The 17422-nt window shown below is 65.9% G+C and carries 18 protein-coding genes; 8 read left to right on the top strand and 10 right to left on the bottom strand.

The features are described from left to right. Window positions 1–76 precede the first annotated feature (76 nt). The 4 genes from U0C82_RS14230 to U0C82_RS14215 all read right to left on the bottom strand — a co-directional run bounded on the left by U0C82_RS14230 (window position 77) and on the right by U0C82_RS14215 (window position 4254). Window positions 77–1120 (bottom strand): AbrB family transcriptional regulator, encoded by a 1044-nt coding sequence (locus U0C82_RS14230; RefSeq protein ID WP_322187813.1) that lies wholly within the window; start codon window positions 1118–1120, stop codon window positions 77–79. Continuing rightward, a complete protein-coding gene (locus U0C82_RS14225) occupies window positions 1117–2652 on the bottom strand; it encodes a tripartite tricarboxylate transporter permease (RefSeq protein ID WP_322187812.1) in 1536 nt (511 codons plus the stop codon). The genes U0C82_RS14230 and U0C82_RS14225 overlap by 4 nt, the downstream gene beginning before the upstream one ends. Before the next feature lie 12 nt (window positions 2653–2664). Continuing rightward, entirely contained in the window at window positions 2665–3108 is a 444-nt protein-coding gene (locus U0C82_RS14220; protein WP_322187811.1) for a tripartite tricarboxylate transporter TctB family protein, read from the bottom strand. A 165-nt stretch (window positions 3109–3273) separates the two neighbouring features. Next, complete coding sequence (locus U0C82_RS14215) at window positions 3274–4254, bottom strand: Bug family tripartite tricarboxylate transporter substrate binding protein (protein ID WP_322187810.1); 981 nt, start codon at window positions 4252–4254, stop codon at window positions 3274–3276. 247 nt (window positions 4255–4501) lie between these two features. On the opposite strand from U0C82_RS14215, the gene U0C82_RS14210 reads away from it, so the two are divergent. From U0C82_RS14210 to U0C82_RS14200, 3 genes are read left to right on the top strand one after another with little or no spacing between them, the layout of a single operon-like run. Next, the gene (locus tag U0C82_RS14210) at window positions 4502–5173 is read left to right on the top strand and encodes a response regulator transcription factor (protein WP_322187809.1); all 672 of its coding nucleotides are present in this window, start codon (window positions 4502–4504) and stop codon (window positions 5171–5173) included. Continuing rightward, window positions 5166–6605, top strand: coding sequence for a sensor histidine kinase (locus tag U0C82_RS14205; protein ID WP_322187808.1), 1440 nt, complete (start codon window positions 5166–5168; stop codon window positions 6603–6605). The genes U0C82_RS14210 and U0C82_RS14205 overlap by 8 nt, the downstream gene beginning before the upstream one ends. Further along, window positions 6602–7738 (top strand): ABC transporter substrate-binding protein, encoded by a 1137-nt coding sequence (locus U0C82_RS14200; protein ID WP_322187807.1) that lies wholly within the window; start codon window positions 6602–6604, stop codon window positions 7736–7738. The genes U0C82_RS14205 and U0C82_RS14200 overlap by 4 nt, the downstream gene beginning before the upstream one ends. Before the next feature lie 288 nt (window positions 7739–8026). Here U0C82_RS14200 and U0C82_RS14195 read toward each other — a convergent pair whose 3' ends face one another. The 3 genes from U0C82_RS14195 to U0C82_RS14185 form a co-directional block, all read right to left on the bottom strand. Then, window positions 8027–8935: a DMT family transporter gene (locus tag U0C82_RS14195; protein ID WP_322187806.1), complete on the bottom strand. Its 909-nt coding sequence runs from the start codon at window positions 8933–8935 to the stop codon at window positions 8027–8029. Between the two features lie 111 nt (window positions 8936–9046). Continuing rightward, window positions 9047–9805, bottom strand: a complete 759-nt coding sequence (locus U0C82_RS14190; protein ID WP_322187805.1) for a class II aldolase/adducin family protein — start codon at window positions 9803–9805, stop codon at window positions 9047–9049. After that, complete coding sequence (locus U0C82_RS14185) at window positions 9802–10935, bottom strand: TauD/TfdA family dioxygenase (RefSeq protein WP_322187804.1); 1134 nt, start codon at window positions 10933–10935, stop codon at window positions 9802–9804. The genes U0C82_RS14190 and U0C82_RS14185 overlap by 4 nt, the downstream gene beginning before the upstream one ends. A 117-nt stretch (window positions 10936–11052) precedes the next feature. Between U0C82_RS14185 and U0C82_RS14180 the strand changes: the two genes are divergently transcribed. Then, a complete protein-coding gene (locus U0C82_RS14180) occupies window positions 11053–11952 on the top strand; it encodes a LysR substrate-binding domain-containing protein (RefSeq protein ID WP_322187803.1) in 900 nt (299 codons plus the stop codon). Between the two features lie 353 nt (window positions 11953–12305). Beyond that, a complete protein-coding gene (locus U0C82_RS14175) occupies window positions 12306–13835 on the top strand; it encodes a vWA domain-containing protein (protein ID WP_322187802.1) in 1530 nt (509 codons plus the stop codon). Window positions 13836–13954: 119 nt separating this feature from the next. On the opposite strand, the gene U0C82_RS14170 is transcribed toward U0C82_RS14175, so the two are convergent. Then, window positions 13955–14575, bottom strand: coding sequence for a DUF922 domain-containing Zn-dependent protease (locus tag U0C82_RS14170; RefSeq protein WP_322187801.1), 621 nt, complete (start codon window positions 14573–14575; stop codon window positions 13955–13957). 194 nt (window positions 14576–14769) lie between these two features. Between U0C82_RS14170 and folP the strand changes: the two genes are divergently transcribed. From folP to U0C82_RS14155, 3 genes are read left to right on the top strand one after another with little or no spacing between them, the layout of a single operon-like run. Next, complete coding sequence (gene folP / locus U0C82_RS14165; protein ID WP_322187852.1) at window positions 14770–15630, top strand: dihydropteroate synthase; 861 nt, start codon at window positions 14770–14772, stop codon at window positions 15628–15630. Beyond that, window positions 15627–16133 carry a 2-amino-4-hydroxy-6-hydroxymethyldihydropteridine diphosphokinase gene (gene folK / locus U0C82_RS14160; RefSeq protein ID WP_322187800.1) on the top strand — a complete coding sequence of 169 codons (507 nt, stop codon included), beginning with the start codon at window positions 15627–15629 and terminating at the stop codon, window positions 16131–16133. The genes folP and folK overlap by 4 nt, the downstream gene beginning before the upstream one ends. Beyond that, window positions 16130–16501 (top strand): DUF1636 family protein, encoded by a 372-nt coding sequence (locus tag U0C82_RS14155; RefSeq protein ID WP_322187851.1) that lies wholly within the window; start codon window positions 16130–16132, stop codon window positions 16499–16501. The genes folK and U0C82_RS14155 overlap by 4 nt, the downstream gene beginning before the upstream one ends. 7 nt (window positions 16502–16508) lie before the next feature. Here the strand turns inward: U0C82_RS14155 and U0C82_RS14150 are convergent, their stop codons facing one another. Continuing rightward, window positions 16509–17210 (bottom strand): CbtA family protein, encoded by a 702-nt coding sequence (locus tag U0C82_RS14150; RefSeq protein ID WP_322187799.1) that lies wholly within the window; start codon window positions 17208–17210, stop codon window positions 16509–16511. Between the two features lie 13 nt (window positions 17211–17223). Beyond that, the gene (locus tag U0C82_RS14145; protein WP_322187798.1) at window positions 17224–17406 is read right to left on the bottom strand and encodes a CbtB domain-containing protein; all 183 of its coding nucleotides are present in this window, start codon (window positions 17404–17406) and stop codon (window positions 17224–17226) included. Between the last annotated feature and the right edge of the window lie 16 nt (window positions 17407–17422).

Genomic DNA, 17422 nt, shown 5'->3' with positions numbered 1-17422 from the left:
CGTCACCTGAAAGAGCGCCGCTGCGCGCACGCCCACGGCGCGCGGAACCCCGGTTCGACCCCGCATGCCCGATCCCTTACGAGCCGGCACCGGAGGGTCGGCGCAGGACGAGCGGGAGCACGGCGATGATGAGGATGAGGCGGAAGACGTGGTGGGTCGCCACATAGGCCGGATCGTAACCCAGCGAAAGCGCCATGGCGCTCATGCCTTCGACGCCGCCGGGAGCGAAGGACACCCAGACCTGGCCGAAGGGCAGGTCGAGCGCCTCTGCGATCCCCAGGCTGACAAAACCGGAAAGACCGACGGCGACGCCGGTCGCCACGAGGCCGGCGAGGCCGAGCGTCCTGATCTCGCCGAGCGTGACCTTGGCGAACCGTGAGCCGATGACGGCGCCGGCGAGCGAGAAGCCGATGAAGGTCAGCGCCGCCGCGGGGCGGCCTTCGAGAAGCCCCATGCCGTGACCGATCCCGCTGACGGTGACGCCCGCAAGCAGATAGGCGGCCGGCACGCGCAGCTTGGTCGCGACCGACCCGACGAGGGCCGAGACGGCGATGAGCGCGAAGCTGATCGGCAGGTCGAGGGTGTGGGGTTCGATGGACGCGATCGGCTCGTGCCCGGTCGCACCGTCGACGATCGCGATGACTGGCGGAAGGACGATCGTGATCAGGAGAAGGCGGAGGCTTTGAAGAACCATGACCGCCTTCACGTCGATCGCGCCGCCCCGGCCGTCCGTCGAGAGCGACAGGGCGTAGGACAGCGCGCCCGGCGAGGAGGCGAGGATCGAGGTCGGACGATCGGCCTTGAAGAAAGACCGCAGCAACCAGCTCGAGACGATCATGACGAGAAGGATCGTCATGGTGAGCGCGGCGAGACTGACCGGAAAGCGCCCGAGATCGGAGAGGAAGGACGGCGAGATGCCGGCCCCGAGGGTCACGCCGATCGTGGTGAAGCCGAGGTCGCGCAGGAGGGAGGGCACGCCGGGATCGAGTTTCAGCGCGGCGACGGTGGTCGCCGCGATGGTGGAACCGACGAGCGCCCCCGCCGGAACACCCAGAACAGCAAAAAGGGCCGCGCCAAGAAGCGCGGCCCCCACGGCCAGGAGTGTCGAGCGGCCCGTCACGATTTCGGCGTCTCCGCCGACGTCGCGGCATCGCCCTCCATGCGCTTGGCGCTGTAGCGACCGTAGGCGATCGGAACCACGATGATGATCACGGTCAGGATGTACAGCGTGACCGCGTTCCAGGACGTGGTCAGGATCGACCAGTCGCCGCCCGAGATCGACAGTGCCCGCCGCAGATTGTTCTCGAACAGGCTGCCGAGCACAAAGCCCAGGATCACCGGCGCGAGCGAGAAGCCGAGCTTGCGCATGATCCAGCCGAACACGCCGAGCAGGGTGATCATGTAGAGATCGTGCGGGTTCGAGACGATCGAGTAGACGCCGACGAAGGCAAGAACCGCGATCATCGGGGTCAGGTACTGTTGCGGGATCGTCAGCATTCTGGCGAAGAGCCCGACGAGCGGCAGGTTGATCACGAGAAGCGCGATGTTGCCGATATACATGGAGGCGATCAGGCCCCACGCGACTTCGGGGCGCTGCTCGAACATCAGCGGACCGGGCTGGACGTTGAACAGAAGCAGGGCGCCGAGAAGGATCGCGGTGGTGCCTGAGCCCGGAATGCCGAGGGTCAGCATCGGTACCATGGCGCCGCCCGCGGCCGCGTTGTTGGCCGCTTCCGGCGCAGCGAGGCCGCGCACGTCGCCCTCGCCGAAGCTGGAGGCATTGTTGCAGGCGCGTTTCTCCGCACCGTAGGCAACGGCCGAGGCGACCGAGGCGCCGGTGCCCGGCAGGATGCCGATGAAGAAGCCGATCATCGAGGACCGCAGGATCGTCCACTTCGTCTTCGCCAGATCGGCCATCGTCACGAAGCTCTTGTCGATCTTCAGGGTCTTCAGGGTTCCACGGGCCTGCTGCTCGACGAGATGGATAAGTTCGGCCATGCCGAACAGGCCGATCACGACGATGAGGAAGTCGATGCCGGCGAGAATGTCGGGAATGCCGAAGGTGTAGCGCGCGACGCCGGTGTTGGCGTCGATCCCGACCGAAGCGAGAATCAGGCCGATCACCGCGCCGAGCAGCGTCTTCACCGGATTCGAGCCGACGAGCGAGGCAAGCGAGGCGAAGGCGAAGACCATCAGCGCCACATAGTCGGACGGCGAGAAGGTGACGGCGTAGGCCGCGAGCAGCGGCCCGAACAGGCTCATCAGGATCACCGCGAGGGTGCCGCCGACGAAGGAGGCGATCGCCGACAGGGAGAGCGCCTTGCCGGCCTCGCCCCTGCGCGCCATCGGGTTTCCGTCGAGGGTCGTCATGACCGCGCTGGCGTCACCGGGCACGTTGAGCAGGATCGACGAGATACGACCGCCATATTCGGCGCCGTAATAGATGCCGGCAAGCAGGATGATCGCCGATTCCGGCGGGAAGTTCAGGCCGTAGGCGATGGGCAGGAGAATGGCGACGCCGTTGATCGGGCCGATGCCGGGCAGGGCGCCGATGAGCGTGCCGGCAAAACACCCGATGAGAACGAGCATCAGGTTGAAGGGGCTGAGAGCGGTCTCGAAACCCGAGGCCAAGCCCGACAGGACTGCATCCATGGTCGAAGGTCCTTAAAGGAATGCGGCGACGATCGGGCCCGCCGGAAGGTTGATGTCGAGGAGAATTGTGCAGATGAAATAGCCGAAGACCCCGGTGGCGGCGCTGAACACCACCGCCGCGAGCGGTTTCGCGCCGAGCATCAGGGACAGCGCGGCGCAGAACAGGAAGGTCGAGATGATGAAGCCGAACGGCTGGAAGAGATAGGCGTAGCCCATCAGGAAGACGAAGAGCGCGACGAGCCGTCCGCCCGTCGGCAGATCGAGATCAAAGCCCTCCGTGTCCGGCCTGATCAGGATGTAGGCCAGACATAGAAGCGCGACGATGCCGAGGATCTGCGGCCAGCTCTCCGGCCCGAGCGGATCGTACTGGAAGGGCGCCTGCAGAATGAAGAAGGCGATATAGGTATAGCCGAGGGCCACGAAAAAGAGGACCCCGGCGAAGATACGATCGGCCACGGACAGACTCCTGGCAACGGGTTGGGAGAAGGTCGGCGCAGGTGGCCGACGAGCGGAAACATGGATGCGGGGACGAGGTGGCCTGTCCCGGGCATGTCCGACCGCGAACGCCTGCGGCGCGCGGTCGGAGCTTGGGAGGACGTCGCCCGCTCCTCGAGGGCGTGCCTACTGGATCAGGCCGGCTTCCTGGGCGATCTCGCGCATGACTTCGACGCGCCGCTGAATGTCCTGGTTCAGCTCCTCGCCCGCCTTGTCGTAGACCTGGAGGCCCTGGTCGGAGACCACCTGTTGCCACTGTTCGGTGCCGTAGGCGCTCTTGAAGGCGTCGACCCACGCATTGTAGGCTTCGTCGGACACGTTTTTGCCCATGTAGTAGCCGCGCAGGATCGCCCAGTCGGCGTCCGGATAGCCAAGTTCGTTCGTGGTCGGAATGTCCGCGAACGGAGCCGGGAGACGGTCCTGGGTCATGACCGCGAGAACGCGGACCGCGCCGGCTTCGAGCTGGCTGATGACTTCCCCGACATCGCCGGTGTAGATGTCGATCGAACCGCCGAGCAGGCCGCTCATCGCGTCACCGCCGCCATCGAACGCGACATAGCGCATCTGGCGTGGATCGAGCTCTTCGGCGCGCACCAGAAGCGCAGCTTTCATCCAGTCCTGGGATCCGACGGATCCGCCGGCACCCAGAACGACGCTGCTGATGTCTGCCTTCAGGGCCGTCATGACGTCCGCGAGCGACTGGAATTCGGAATCGGCGCGCACGATGATCGCGCCATAGTCCGTTCCGGCCGTTGCCGTGAACTTGACGTCGTCCGCGCCCCACTCGCCGTATTTGCCGGTCACCATGTTGAGGATCGAGCCGGACGAGAAGGCGACGATGGCGTTCGGATCGTCCGTCCGCGTCGTGTTGAAGAGGTTGATCGCCACGGCGCCGATGCCGCCGGGCATGAAGGTCACCTGGACCGGGTTGGAAAGCACTTCCTGAAGACCGCGCTGCGCGATCCGGCAGGTGAGGTCGAAGCCGCCGCCCGGCTGGGCCGGCGCGACGCATTCGGGCCGGTCGATCGTGATATTCTGATCCTGCGCGAGAACGGGGCCTGCGAAGGCGGCTGCGACCAGGCTGGACGCGAAAAGACGAAATTTCATGGCAATATCCTCCCATTGCGGTGCGATGGGAGATCGAAACCGAGACCCAGTTTGGAGGCCGACTTATGAAGCCGGACGTTGTGCCTGTGACTTGACGTCAGACAATCCCGTCTCGCGTAAATTCTTCACTCCCATTGACAGACCTAATCGCGCCGACTGACAAGGGCCTGACCGCAAGCTGACGCCACGCTGACACATTCGGAGTTCCAATCGTCAGGCGGCAAGTTTTGACGGGGAGTAGCAACCGATGCGGGTTCTCATCGTGGAGGACAATCAGGATCTTGCCGCGGCCATGATCGAGCGGCTGAGCGTCGAGGGCCATGCGGTGGATCTCGAAACCGATGGCGGCGAGGCCGAAGCGCTCTTGCGCCACGCATCGTTCGATCTGGTGATTCTCGACATCAACTTGCCGTCCAAAAGTGGCTACGATGTCCTGCGCGCCATGCGCGTGCGTGGCGACCGGACCCCGGTTCTCGTCCTGACGGCGCGCAGCGAGATCGAGGATCGGGTGATCGGCCTCGACGTGGGCGCGGACGATTTCATGGTGAAGCCGTTCGATTTCCGCGAACTGTCGGCGCGTTGCCGGGCGCTTTTGCGCCGTCGCAGCGGCGAAGCCTCCAATATCTTCGTGCACGGACCCTTCGCCTTCGACCGGGCGGCCCGGCGGGCAAGCTTCGACGGCGCCGATCTCGAACTGCGCTCGCGTGAAATTCAGGTTCTCGAACTGTTTCTCGGCAATCTCGACAGGGTGCTCACGAAGGAGCAGGTCGCGGACGGGATCTATAGTTTCGAGGAAACGCCGAGTCTCAATGCCGTCGAACAGATCCTGACCCGCCTGCGCCGCAAGCTTCAGGGCACCCCCCTGAACATCCGGACGATCCGCGGTCTCGGCTACATCGCAAGTGTGCGCGATGTCTAACCCGTTCGACGGTTTCCTGCCGCGCCGCTATTCGCTGCGCCGGCGCCTGCTCCTGGTCTCGTTCGGCGCGTTCATCGTCCTGGTCACCCTGCTTGCCGTCGGCATCTATACCTATGCGCGCACGGCCGCCAACGAGACCTATGATCTGCTTCTGCGGGGCGCGGCGATCTCCATGCTGGAGCGCATCACGATGGTCCCGGGCGGCGTCGAGATCGATCTTCCGCCGTCGGCCTTCGAGATTCTGGCGCTGAACGACCGGGATCGCGTTTTCTACCGGGTCGTCGACGATCGCGGGCAGACCCTGACCGGCGACGCCGATCTGCCGGGCGACTGGATCGAGCGGAGCGAGCGGCCCCTGCAGGATCCGATCTTCTTCGACAGCGACTATAGCGGGGAGCTGGTCCGGTTCGTCGTGAACGGTCGACTTTTGCCGGGCATGGGACGTCCGCGCTGGGTCGGCGTGCAGGTCGGCCAGTCCCGGATGGCCCGCAACGCCATGCAGACCGATCTGATGCTGAAGGGGATCGTCCCGCTCGCCGCGCTTTCGCTGGCCGGTATCGTCATCGCCCGCATGGGGATCGGCCTTGCCATGCGCCCCCTCGTCGGAATCGAGCGTGACATTCGCGAGCGGGAACCTCTCGACCTCGAGCCTCTGCGCGCCGAGCCGCCCCGCGAGATCGAGGGTCTGATTGCGGCGATCAACGGGTTCATGAGCCGGCTCGGCCAGTCGCGCAAGCAGGCTGAGACGTTCATCGCCGACGTCGCGCATCAGACCCGGACCTCGCTTGCGATGCTGCAGACCCATCTCGACGCCGCCGATCGCGGCGGCACCGTCGATATCGTACAGCTGCAACGGGCGCGCGATCAGGTCCGGCGCACCATTCGCATGACGAACCAGCTCCTCAGCCACGCGATGGTGATCCATCGCGGCGGTCTCGACATGTTCGCGTCGGTCGATCTGCGGGACGTGATCCTGCGTCTTCTGGAGGAGAGCGTGCGCGGCGACGGGGCCGACGGGATCGAGTTCGGCGTCGACTTGCCCCCCGACAAACGCCCCGCCATGATCGAGGGCGACGCCATCGCGATCCGGGAGGCCCTGCGCAACATGATCGACAATGCGATCCGTCACGGACCCTTGGACAACGAAATCACCATCGGTCTCGAACCAGTCCATGAAGCGGACGGATCCGTCACCGCATACGAGCTTTCGGTCGAAGATCGCGGACCCGGCGTGCCGGCCGGGGAAAAGGACAAAGTGCTCGAACGGTTCTATTCCGCCGGCGCAGGTGGCGGCTCCGGCATCGGCCTTGCGATCGTCGCCGCGGTGGCCACCAGCCACGCAGGCCGCCTCGAACTGCACGACGCGGTGCCCGGCGGCCTCAAATGCGTCATGTGCCTGCCGGTCACCCAGCGGGTGGGCCTGTCGTCGTGACGCTCAAGGCCTTCCTCCTCGCCGTCGCCTTCATCGGCCTTGCCGGATCTGCGCCTCTCTCCGGCCCGTCTGGCCGACCCGGCGCGTCCGCCCAGGAACGGGTGGTGCTCCAGCTGTGGAGCGCGACCGATCGCGACGCGATCGAGTCGATCATCGAACGATTCGAGGTTTTGAACCCGGCGATCGACATCGTCTACACGGAGTTCAACACCGCCGAACTCCATCAGGCCGTCCTCGAGGCCGACACCTTGCCCGACCTCGTGATCTCCTCGGCCATGGATCTGCAGATCGATCTCGTCAATGACGGCTATGCCGTGTCCATCGAGAACATGCCGGACACGCCGGACTGGTCGCGCTGGCGCGGCGAGCTCTTCGGCTTCACGCGCGAGCCCGTGGCGCTCGTCTACGACCGAAAAGCCTTCGAGAACCGTCCGCTGCCGACCAGCCGCTCGGACCTTGCCACCATGCTGCGCGACGACCCGGCCTTCTTCGATGGTCGCCTGGGTACCTACGACGTCGCCCTCTCGGGCGTCGGCTACATGTTCGCGACCCAGGACGCCCAGCGCGGCTATCAGGCGTCGCGGCTGGTCGAGTCCCTCGGACGGGCGCGAACCCGTCTCTACTGCTGTACCGGCGAGATGATCGATGACGTCGCCTCGGGACGGCTCGTCCTCGCCTATAATGTCATCGGTTCCTACGCTTCCCGGATGGTGGCCGACGATCCGCGCCTCGGCCTCCTGCTTCTCAGCGACTACGCTCTCGTCTTCACCCGCTCGGTCTTCGTGACCAAGGGCTCGGACCATCAGGAGGAGGCCAAGGGTTTCGTGCGTTTCCTGCTGTCACCCGAAGGTCAGGCGCAATTGGCGGAGCATTCCTTCCTCGCCCCTCTCGTCGGCAACGATCCGGACACTCTCGGCGATCCGTTCGAGGGCAGCACGGCCCTCCTTCCGATCCGCCTGCGCCCCGGCCTCCTGACCTGGCTCGACGACCGCAAGAAGGAGCGCTTCATGCGCGACTGGCACGCCTCCATCGGGACCGGCGAGGACCGGGCCCCTGCGGCTACGGTGCCTTTCCCCTCCGCAGACATTCCGCTGGCCGCGGGCGATCGGGACGCGGGGCCGGAGCCGGAGTAGCGCCGCCGCGGAGCATGGTCTGGACAGGCGGGGTCCTGGGTCCGGCTGCCCGGGCGGCTTTCCGGGCGGCCGATGTCCGGCAAGGCCCGGATCGATCCGCCGGACGGCCGGTCACCCGCAAGCCCCCGGCGCGCCGAGCAATAGACCTGAAGGCTCAGGCGGTGCCGACGTGCCGCCCGAGGCGGCAGCGCGTCGCCGCCGCCGCGTCCGCGCCATTCCGGGCCAGCGCGCGTCAATCCGGTCCGTTTCGAAGTAGACCGTCGTGTCCCAGATCCTCGCGGGTTCGGGTCAGCTGGCCGCGTGCGCGGTACCACCCTTGGCGCTGCTCGAAAAGATCTCGATCGCGGCCGCGACGAGGACGAGTGTGCCCCCGGCCCATTCGAACGGACCGAGATGTTCGCCGGCGAGCAAGGCGCCGGAAATCGCACCGACGAGGACTTCGGACATCAGGAGGATCCCGACGCGCGCCGGCTCCAGACGTGCCGTCGCCCACAGGAGGCCGGTCGTGTTGAGAACCCACCAGCCAATGCCGGCGGCAAGGCTCCAGCCGACGAGGGGCGTCATCGCATCCGGCGCGATGCCGGTCGGCAAAGGCGCGAGCATCGGTGCGAGAACGGCGGCGGAGACCAGCGCCCCGCACGCGAAGACGAAGCTCGTCTCGACGGCGCGAAGATTCGACGTCAGCCTTATGCCCGTCGAGGAAATCGACCAGAGAAGCCCCGCTGCGAGCGCGAGCCACTCGCCGACGCTGCGCGGAACGGGAATCTCGCCTTCCCCGCCCAGCATGACGAGCAGGCCCAGAACGCCGAGAATGATGACGAGCGTTCGCGACGCCCGGCTTCGCCAGCCAAGGACGAACCGCCCGATCAGACTGCTCCAGACCGGGGTGAGGTAGAAGAGGAGGATGATGATCGCGACGCGACCATAGACGAAGCCGACCGAATACAGAACGAAGGCCGCCCCGCCGACGGCGATGTAGAGGAGCGCGAGCGGGTTGGCCCTTGCCAGCCGCCGCCAGTGCCAGAGCGCGAAGGGGGCGAGGACGATGGCCGCGACGGCGACGGAAAAGAACGTCGCCCAGGCTCCGGGAAGGCCGGCTTCGTCGATCCGGCGCACCGGCAGCCAGTAAAGGCCCCAGAACACGCCGCTGACGATGACCACCAGGCTGGCGACCCTATCGGTTTTGCTCTCATCCATGGCGAGGCTCATACGGTTTAAGACACGCACCGGCAATAGGGAAGCACGCGCGGGACGAGCGCCGCCCGGTCGGGGGCGGGGGGCGACCGGCCATGCATGGAAGGCGCCACCTCAGTCCCGATAGGACGGATCGGTCTGGTCGAGTTCCGCCATCAGATGGGCGAAATGCGCATCGGCCATGCCTTCATAGGCCTTCCAGCCCTCCGCCGTGTTGCGGGCGACCGCGTCGGAAAGGATGTTGAGGGCTTGGCCGGTCGAATAGGCAAGGATCTGGGTCCGGGCCGCCTTTTCGAAGAAATAGAGCTTCTCGAACGCCAGCGCGACACGATCCGCCGTGACGGTGACGCCGTGATTGCCCATCATCAGGCACGAGTTCTCGCCGAGCGCCTCGGCGAGCCGCTCGCCCTCCGAGGCGTCGTCGGCGATGCCGCCGAAGCCGAGATCGATGCCGAGATCGCCGAAAAAGCGCGCGGTGTTGTTGTCGAGCGGCTTCAGGGACGGATCCTTCAAGGTCGAAAGGGCGGTCGCGTAAGGGGGATGGGCATGCAGCACCACGCGCACGTCGGGACGCTTGCGATGAATCGTGCCATGCACCGTCCAGGCCGACTGGTCGGGTGTGCCGCGGCCCTCCAGAACGTCCGCGGTCTCGGCATCGAGCAGCAGGAGATCGCTCGCCCTGATCGCACCGAAGTGCCGCCATCGGGGGTTCATCAGGAACTGTCGGCCATCGGCGGAGACGGCCGCGCTGAAATGATTGCCGACGGATTCGTGCCAGTTCATTCGCGCGCAGATCCGGAAGGCCGCCGCGAGTTCGACCCGCAAGGCCCGGCGATCGTCGTCCGCGACCGGCCGGTTGCTCATGACGGTCATTTGAAGCGACCCTCGCCGACGAGCGCGCGATAGGTCGAGCGCATTTCCGCCCGGTCGGTATAGCAGCCGCGCACATAACGCTCGCCGCTGGTGGCCGAATAGGCGGCCCTGCCGTGGACGATGCGGTGATTGTCGAAGACGATGCACTCGCCGGCCTTCAGGGTGAAGCGCATCACGTAGCGATCGTCCTGCAGCATCTTGCCGAAGCGGCAGAAGGCCGGATACCAAGCGTCCAGAAGCGTCTGAGGCAGGTCGATCAGGTCGAGCATGTGCTGGCTGATGGTCAGCCCCGAAACCTCGCCGTGCCGGTCGAGTTCGATGATGCGCTGGTAGGAGCGCATGTCGTAGCTGTCGTGCTCGCAGAAGAACGGAATGTCGGTCTCGGCGAGAAGGCGGAAGCCATCCGGGTCCTGTCTGCGCAATGCGTTGGCGACCGCGACGCCGTCGCCGAAGAGGTTGCGCCCGCCCTCGACCGAATTGGCCCGCATATGCAGGAACTGGATGCCGGGCGCGTGCTCTTCGGCCGGCGTGTCGGTGTGGAGTTCGAGGGCCGCGGCGGTGTAGGCCGTGTTGGTGGGGTTGATATGGGTCCTGACGTCGAAATAGGCCCCGAAGAAGGTCGGGCGCACCTGCCCCATCAGATGGGCGAGTTCGGTGAGGCCGGCATCGGTGTCCGGCATGTCGGTGACGACGGCGACCCCCTCGACGATCATCGCCTCGAGCCAGGCCTTCACCCTGGCCTTGTCCGTCGTCAGTTCGGCGTGGCTGAAACGGGCGACGTCCGGATAGTGATCGCCGTACCAGGCCTTGCGTGGCAGATCCGCCGGATCGGCGCGCCGCTCTCCGTATGCGTAGGCTTCCAGCCACCCCATCGGCATGCGGGTCACGTGATCCTCGCCCGCCCAGTCGATCACGAGTGCATCGGCGTCCATGTGCGCCGCCTTCGCCTTCGGTGCGGCCTCCAGATGAAAGATGTCGAAGCTGCGCTCGCGGGTTTTCCTGTCGAAGGAGGTCGGGCAGTTGTCGCGCAGCCAGTGATAGTTGAAATAGGCCGGGCCACGGCCGAGCGGCAGGGTCAGCCCCTTGTCTCCAAGGGATATGTCGCTGGCGACGGAGGTCATGATGGTCATGTCGGTGCGCCCATTCGTTGATCGTGCGGATCGATGTTGAAGGCCGAGGGAACCGCATTTTGTCGTTTCGGGAAAGTCCGGTAATGGTTCATCTAAATTAAGCGACGAGTTAAGGTCTTGGATCGTCTCCCACCGCTTCGGCTCCTGATGACCTTCGATGCCGTGGTGCGCCTGCGTTCAATGCAGGCGGCCGCCGACGAGCTGAACGTGACGCCGCCGGCGATCACCCAGGCGATCAAGTCTCTGGAGGGCCATGTGGGGGTCGAACTGCTCGATCGGCGCTCAAGGCCATCCCGACCGACGGACGCCGGAGAGCGTCTCGCCTGGGCGACCCGGGAGGGGTTGGAGCGGATCGCCGGCACGATCGCGGACATCCGTGTTTCGGCGGGGCTGTCAGACCGGCATCTGACGGTGTCCTGTACCATCGGCATGGCGACCTACTGGCTGATGCCGCGCCTGCCCGATTTCTATGCCCGCCACCCGGACGTCTCGGTGAACGTGCAGGCGCCGCCCTCCGACCTGCCGACGCTGTCGAACGGCATCGACGTGGCCTTGCGCTACGGCAGCACGCCGTGGAGCGATGGGCGGACCGAGCGCCTGTTTGCCGAGATCACCGGGCCGGTCGGCAAAGGCGGGCTCATCGCGTCCATCGCATCCGACCATGGCAGGCTCGTCACCGCGCCGCTCATCCATGTGCGCGCCTCGGCGGGACGGCGATGGCTCGGCTGGGAGGATTATTTCGCCGCACGGGGCCTTCCTGCGCATCGCGGCCCCACCCAGAGCTTCGACAACTACATCCAGGCCGTTCAGGCGGCGCAGGACGGGCGCGGCCTGATGCTGGGCTGGAAATCGATCACCCGGCGTCTCGTCAGGGAAAACCAGCTGGACGAACTGCCGGGCGGTGCGATCGATTTCGGCATGTCCTATTTCGTCACCTGCGCCAAGGCGAGCGAGCGGAAGCCGATCGTCGAGTCGTTCGTCGCCTGGCTGCTCGCCATGGGCAAGGCCGAGGACTGAACGCTTCGCGGGTTCCGACCCGCTTGAAAGTAAGCAATCCTTTCATTTTTACGGATCGTCGCGCGCTTCCGTGCGGCGGTCATAGCGCAACCGAGCAGCGCAGGGACGGCACGCGAAGCGGTTTTTGCGCAACCATAGAGCTATGAAAGCGCGGGAGATCGGGAAGATGTCCTGAGACGCGGATCAAACAAATCTTGGAAAACAAAGCATTTTTTGAGGCGTGTTGACCATTTCGAGACCAGTTCCGAGCACAATCAGGGAGAGAAAAGAAATACGTCCTTCGAAGTGAGATCATGCTGCGATCCAAGTCCTTTTCAGAACGTTTCCGCAGGGCGTGTGACGGCAATGTCGCCATGATCTTCGCCCTTGCTCTTCCCGTTCTCATCATGACGAGCGGCGGCGCGCTCGATTACGGCAATGCGGTGCGAATCAAGAGTGCGGTGCAGGCCGCGGCGGACTCGGCCTCGCTGGCAGCGGTCCGTTTCACCGGGCGTGACGCGGCCGCCCGCAAGGCGGCGTCCGACGCGATCTTCGCCTTCAATCTCGGCGATCTGGGGGTCGACATCGGGCAGACCACCTTGTCGCAGGACGGGAACACGTTCATCTATGCGGCCGACTTCAAGGTGGCGACGCCGTTCATGAAGATCCTCGGCGTCGACAGCCTGGCGATGGAAACGGAAGCGGCGGCAACGGCCGCCGATTCGCCGCTCGATATCGTCCTTGTCCTCGATTCTTCCGGTTCGATGGTCCACGGCAACCGCATGGGCGAACTGAAGAAGTCGGTCACGTTGTTCCTGTCGAAGTTCAAGTCGAACGAACATACCCAGGTCGGCCTCGTGCCGTTCGATTCCCAGGTCAAGGCCACAGGCAGCCTGTTCGGGGTCGTGGCGAACACGACGGTCGCAAACCCGTTTGCCGGCGTCTCCTGCAACATGGTCACCGATCCGATGGATCGGCAGGCCTGCTACGACAATGTCAACTTCAAGCCGTCGGCCGTCGACTGCAACGCGCTGATCAACGCGACCCACACGGACCGCAGCCGGTGTTCGCCGACCGCCGACGGGTTTCGCGCGACGTCGGAGCGGATCTACAGTTCCTATTACGGTGCGGACATCCGCTACCGGGCCTTCATCGCCAACAACAGGCTTTTCGTCTATCGGGACCAGGGGACCTATTTCTGCTTCTTCGGCTGCGGCTGGATCAACACCACCGCGACGACGAAATTGTGGGAAGGCCCGAGCGGCAGGGCGGTGCCGGTCGCCAGCAAGCCGAACGAGTCCGAGACGGCGAACAACGATCTGATCGCGCTCGCGCCGGGCCCATGGCCGCGCTGCTTCGTCGACCGGACCCAGCCATACGACACGACGAACGACGCGATGACGCTGGCGATCCCGGCGACGATCTATCCGGAGGCCAGCTGCGCGACGCCGACGCTGGAGCCGATCACCGGGTTGACGAAGGATCTGAACAAGGTGAACGCGGCGGCACAGAAACTGACGCCGTCGGGAAACACCAACATCACGATCGGGATCCAGTGGGGCATGGAGGCCTTCACGCCGGCCTCGCCCTTCACGGGAGCCCAGAATGGCGACGATGTCCGCAAGATCATGGTCATCCTGACCGATGGCGAGAACACTCAGAATCGCTGGATGGGCTCGCGAAACCGGAAAGAGATCAACCAGCGCACCCTGCTCGCCTGCGAAAATGCCAGGAAGGCCGGAATCGAGATCCACACCATCAATCTCGTCGAGGGCGATGCGAAGCTCCTGTCGGCGTGCGCCAGCAACAAGTCGTTCTTCTACCAGGTCGCCACCGCAGGTGAGCTCGAGGAAGCCTTCGAGACGATCGCGTACCACGCTCAAGGGGTCCGGCTGATCTGGTGAGGCCTGTCCGCCCCGTGCGGATCGAACCGGAGGCCGTTTGTCTGCGACGCAGAACGACCGCAAGGCCGCTCTCCACAGCCGAAACGGGCTCGCCCCGACGCGAGCGGCGCCTGCGAGCCCTATCGCTGCCCGCTGTCGAGCCTGCGTTTGAGCGCCAGGTTGAGCCGCAGATCGACCTCGCGGCCCTCGATCGTGTCGAATTCGCGCTGGGCCCGTTCATGTTCGGCAAGATAGCGTGACATGACGCGGTTCGCCTTGGCTTCCATCTGGCGGCAGGTCGGCTCGGGACGCAGGTTCTTCAGTGCGCTTTCGAGCCGCTTCATGTAGCTGATGGCAATGGCGCTGTGCTGCTTTTCATGGCGATGAATGTCGGCGGCGAGGGTTTGCCAGACGAGCGACGTCCGCGCTTCCGTCCGCGGCGGCCGGCGCCATTTGGGAAGCGTGGTCTTGAGCTGCAGCTTGATGTCGGTCTCCGCGACGGCGCAGCCGCGCGGCACGCGCGCATAGCCGACATGGCCATCGAACCGCACCGAGGTCGCGCCGGGATGACGCTGGCCGGTGTCGGAGACCATCGGGCCCGACTTCGACAGGCTGCGGTCGATTTCCGAAAGCGTTGCGCCGTGCACGGCGAAGTACTGGGTTGCCTGGGAAACCTGTCCGGCAGGGGCGGGCGGGGCCGGAAGCACCAGAACAACCGTCAGCGCGCACACGGCCCATGCGGGATTGAGACGCTGCGTCATCGGTAAGAAACCTCCCGTAGCAAATCCAGCCACGATGCTAGGCTGCAAAGCCGTTCGGAACAATGGAGAAAATGAGGGGGGCGCGAAAGTGCCTCGACAGACGGGCGCAAGCGCTCGCCTCCGATTGCTCCGCGCGGCGCGAGCGGCTAATTCTGCGCGCCAGTGAAACCCGCAAGGACGAGGAGAGCCAAGCCATGCAGGTGATCGAACCACGCGGCGGACGCTGGCAGGTGGGCCATGGCCGCCATATCGACCTCGGCGAGCGGGCGACCATCATGGGCGTTCTCAACGCGACGCCCGACAGCTTTTCCGACGGCGGCCGCTATGCCAGCGTCGAGGCGGCGGTGACCGAATCCCTGTCGATGGTCGAACAGGGCGCGACGATCATCGATATCGGCGGCGAATCCACGCGTCCCGGCGCGACCCCCGTCGACGCAAGGGAAGAGCAGCGGCGCATCCTGCCGGTGATCGAGGCGCTCGCGGCGTCTTCCGACTGCATCATCTCCGTCGATACCTATCGTTCCGAAACCGCCCGGCTCGCCGTTGCGGCCGGCGCCCATATCGTCAACGATGTCTGGGGGGCGCAGAAGGATCGCGAGATCGCGAAGGTCGCCGCCGACACCGGATCGGGCCTCTGCCTCATGCACACCGGGCGCGGGCGCGAACGGCTTCCGGACGTCGTCGAGGACCAGTTCGCATTTCTCAGGACGTCTCTGGAGATCGCCGAAGCGGCGGGGGTGGCGCGGGAGGCGATCGTCATCGATCCGGGCTTCGGCTTCGAGAAGGACGGATCGGAAAACATGGTCCTGATGGCGCGCTTCGACGAGGTGCTGCCGCTCGGCTATCCGGTGCTTGTCGGCACCAGCCGCAAGCGCTTCGTGCGCACCGACCCGGACGGCCGGTTGCCCGATCCCGATCATGCCACCGCGGCCACGTCCGCGCTGCTGCGCGAGCGCGGCGCCGACATCTTCCGCGTCCATCATGTCGCGATCAATCGCGATGCGCTGTTCATTGCCGATGCCATGCGGCGCGCCCTCAAGGGCGAGCGCTGGTGACCGGTTTTCGCGCGGTCCTCGCCCTCGGCGGCAATGTGGGGGACGTGAAAGGCGCGATGCGCTCGGCGTTGACGGCGATCGACGCGCGCGAGGACCTGTGCGTGGCGAAGGTCTCGAAACTCTACGCGACGCCGCCCTGGGGCAAGACGGACCAGCCCGATTTCATCAATGCCTGCGCGCTGGTCGAAACGGTGCTCGAACCGCTGCCGCTGCTCGATCTCTGCCTGCACATCGAACGCCTGCACGGGCGCGAGCGGGGCGAGCGCTGGGGGCCGCGCACTCTCGATCTCGACGTGATCGACTATGACGGGCGAACGATCAGGGACGAACGGCTGGAGCTGCCTCATCCGCGCGCCGCGGATCGCGCCTTCGTGCTGCGCCCGCTGGCCGATCTCGACGGAACGCTTCTCCTGGGCGGTGCCTCCGTCTCCGCCCGTCTCGCCGGGCTCTCCGACGACGGCATCAAAGCGATCAGCCAGGACGGGAGCTGGTGGCGGGAATGACGGCCATGCCGGACGAGAGCCGGTTGCCGGCCATCATCGTATGCGAAAGCTGCAGGGCGGCGGACGGGACGACCGGCGCGAGGCTCGTGGCGGATCTCGTCGCGGCGCTCGACGAGGCGGGGCTCGTCGACGCGCTGCGCGTGGTCGGCACCGACTGCCTCAACGGGTGCGGGGCACCCGTCGCGCTGGCCTTGTCGGATGCGCGGAAGGCGGCCTACCTGTTCCACCGCATCGAGCCGGCAGGCGACGTCGCCGACATCGTCGCGACGGCGCGCGCGTGGCTCGCCGCCGAAGGCGGCCATATCGCAAATGCGACAAAATGCGGCCGGCTGCGCCTCTGCCTCGCCGGCCGCATTCCATTGGTCTGACCCGTCGTCAGGCGGCGACGCCCGTGCGTTCACGAGCCGGATCGAGCCGCAGGAAGAAGGCCGAGAGGATCCCCAGCGCGGTCCACGCCGCCAGGCTGACGCCATAGGCGCGCGAGACGAACAAAGCGCCGAGTTCGGTTGGCGCGGGGCCGGCGAAGAACTCCGGCTCCGGCGCGCCGACGATGTGCGGCAAGAGCAATAGCACGATCGCCGCCCCCCAGGCCGCGGGGCTGCGGCCGAAGGCTGCGAGCCAGACCGCGATGCCGGCCGCTGCGACCGTCATCGTCCACCAGAGCTGGCGGGTCTGAACGTCCACCACCGCGACGCCGGGCACCTCCGGCGCGAGCGAGAAGCCCGGGGCGAACTGGACGACGAAGAACCCACACGCGCCCCAGACGAGGCCGTTGCGTGCGGAGATGGTGGCGCCGCGCAATTGCGCGAGCGCCATCAGCGCCGTCAGGATCAGCGCGTAGCCTGTATAGACGAGCAGGTTGAACGCCGTCGTCAGGCTGTCACGCTGAAGATCGAAGCCCGCCACCGCCTGATCGGCGCTGACGTCGGAGGCCGATCCGAAATGGACCAGCTGGCCGGACTCGTAGAGTTCGGCGTGCAGCAATACGGGCTGCACGAAGACAATTTGCAGGAGGCTTGCGCACAGGCCGGCCCCTGCACCGGCGAGGATCGCGCCGGCGATGATCTGTTTGAACATAGCGATCGGATCGTCAGTGGCAGGGAAAGCCGGTGGTGTGGCGCACGTCGTGCGCCGCATCGTGCAGGCTGGCCGCCTGCGCCATGCCGACGGTCCAGATGATGCCGAGGCCGAGAATGGCTGCGGCGGCGATCGATGCGAGATCGCCGGCCCTGGTCTGCGCAAGGTCGCGCATGCGGGTCGTGAGGGTGTTCATGTCGTTCTCCGTAGCC

Source organism: Fulvimarina uroteuthidis (assembly GCF_034321785.1).
GTDB lineage: Bacteria > Pseudomonadota > Alphaproteobacteria > Rhizobiales > Rhizobiaceae > Fulvimarina > Fulvimarina uroteuthidis.
The sequence above is the reverse complement of the archived record's forward strand: the minus strand, read 5'-3'. Positions and strand labels throughout refer to the sequence as shown.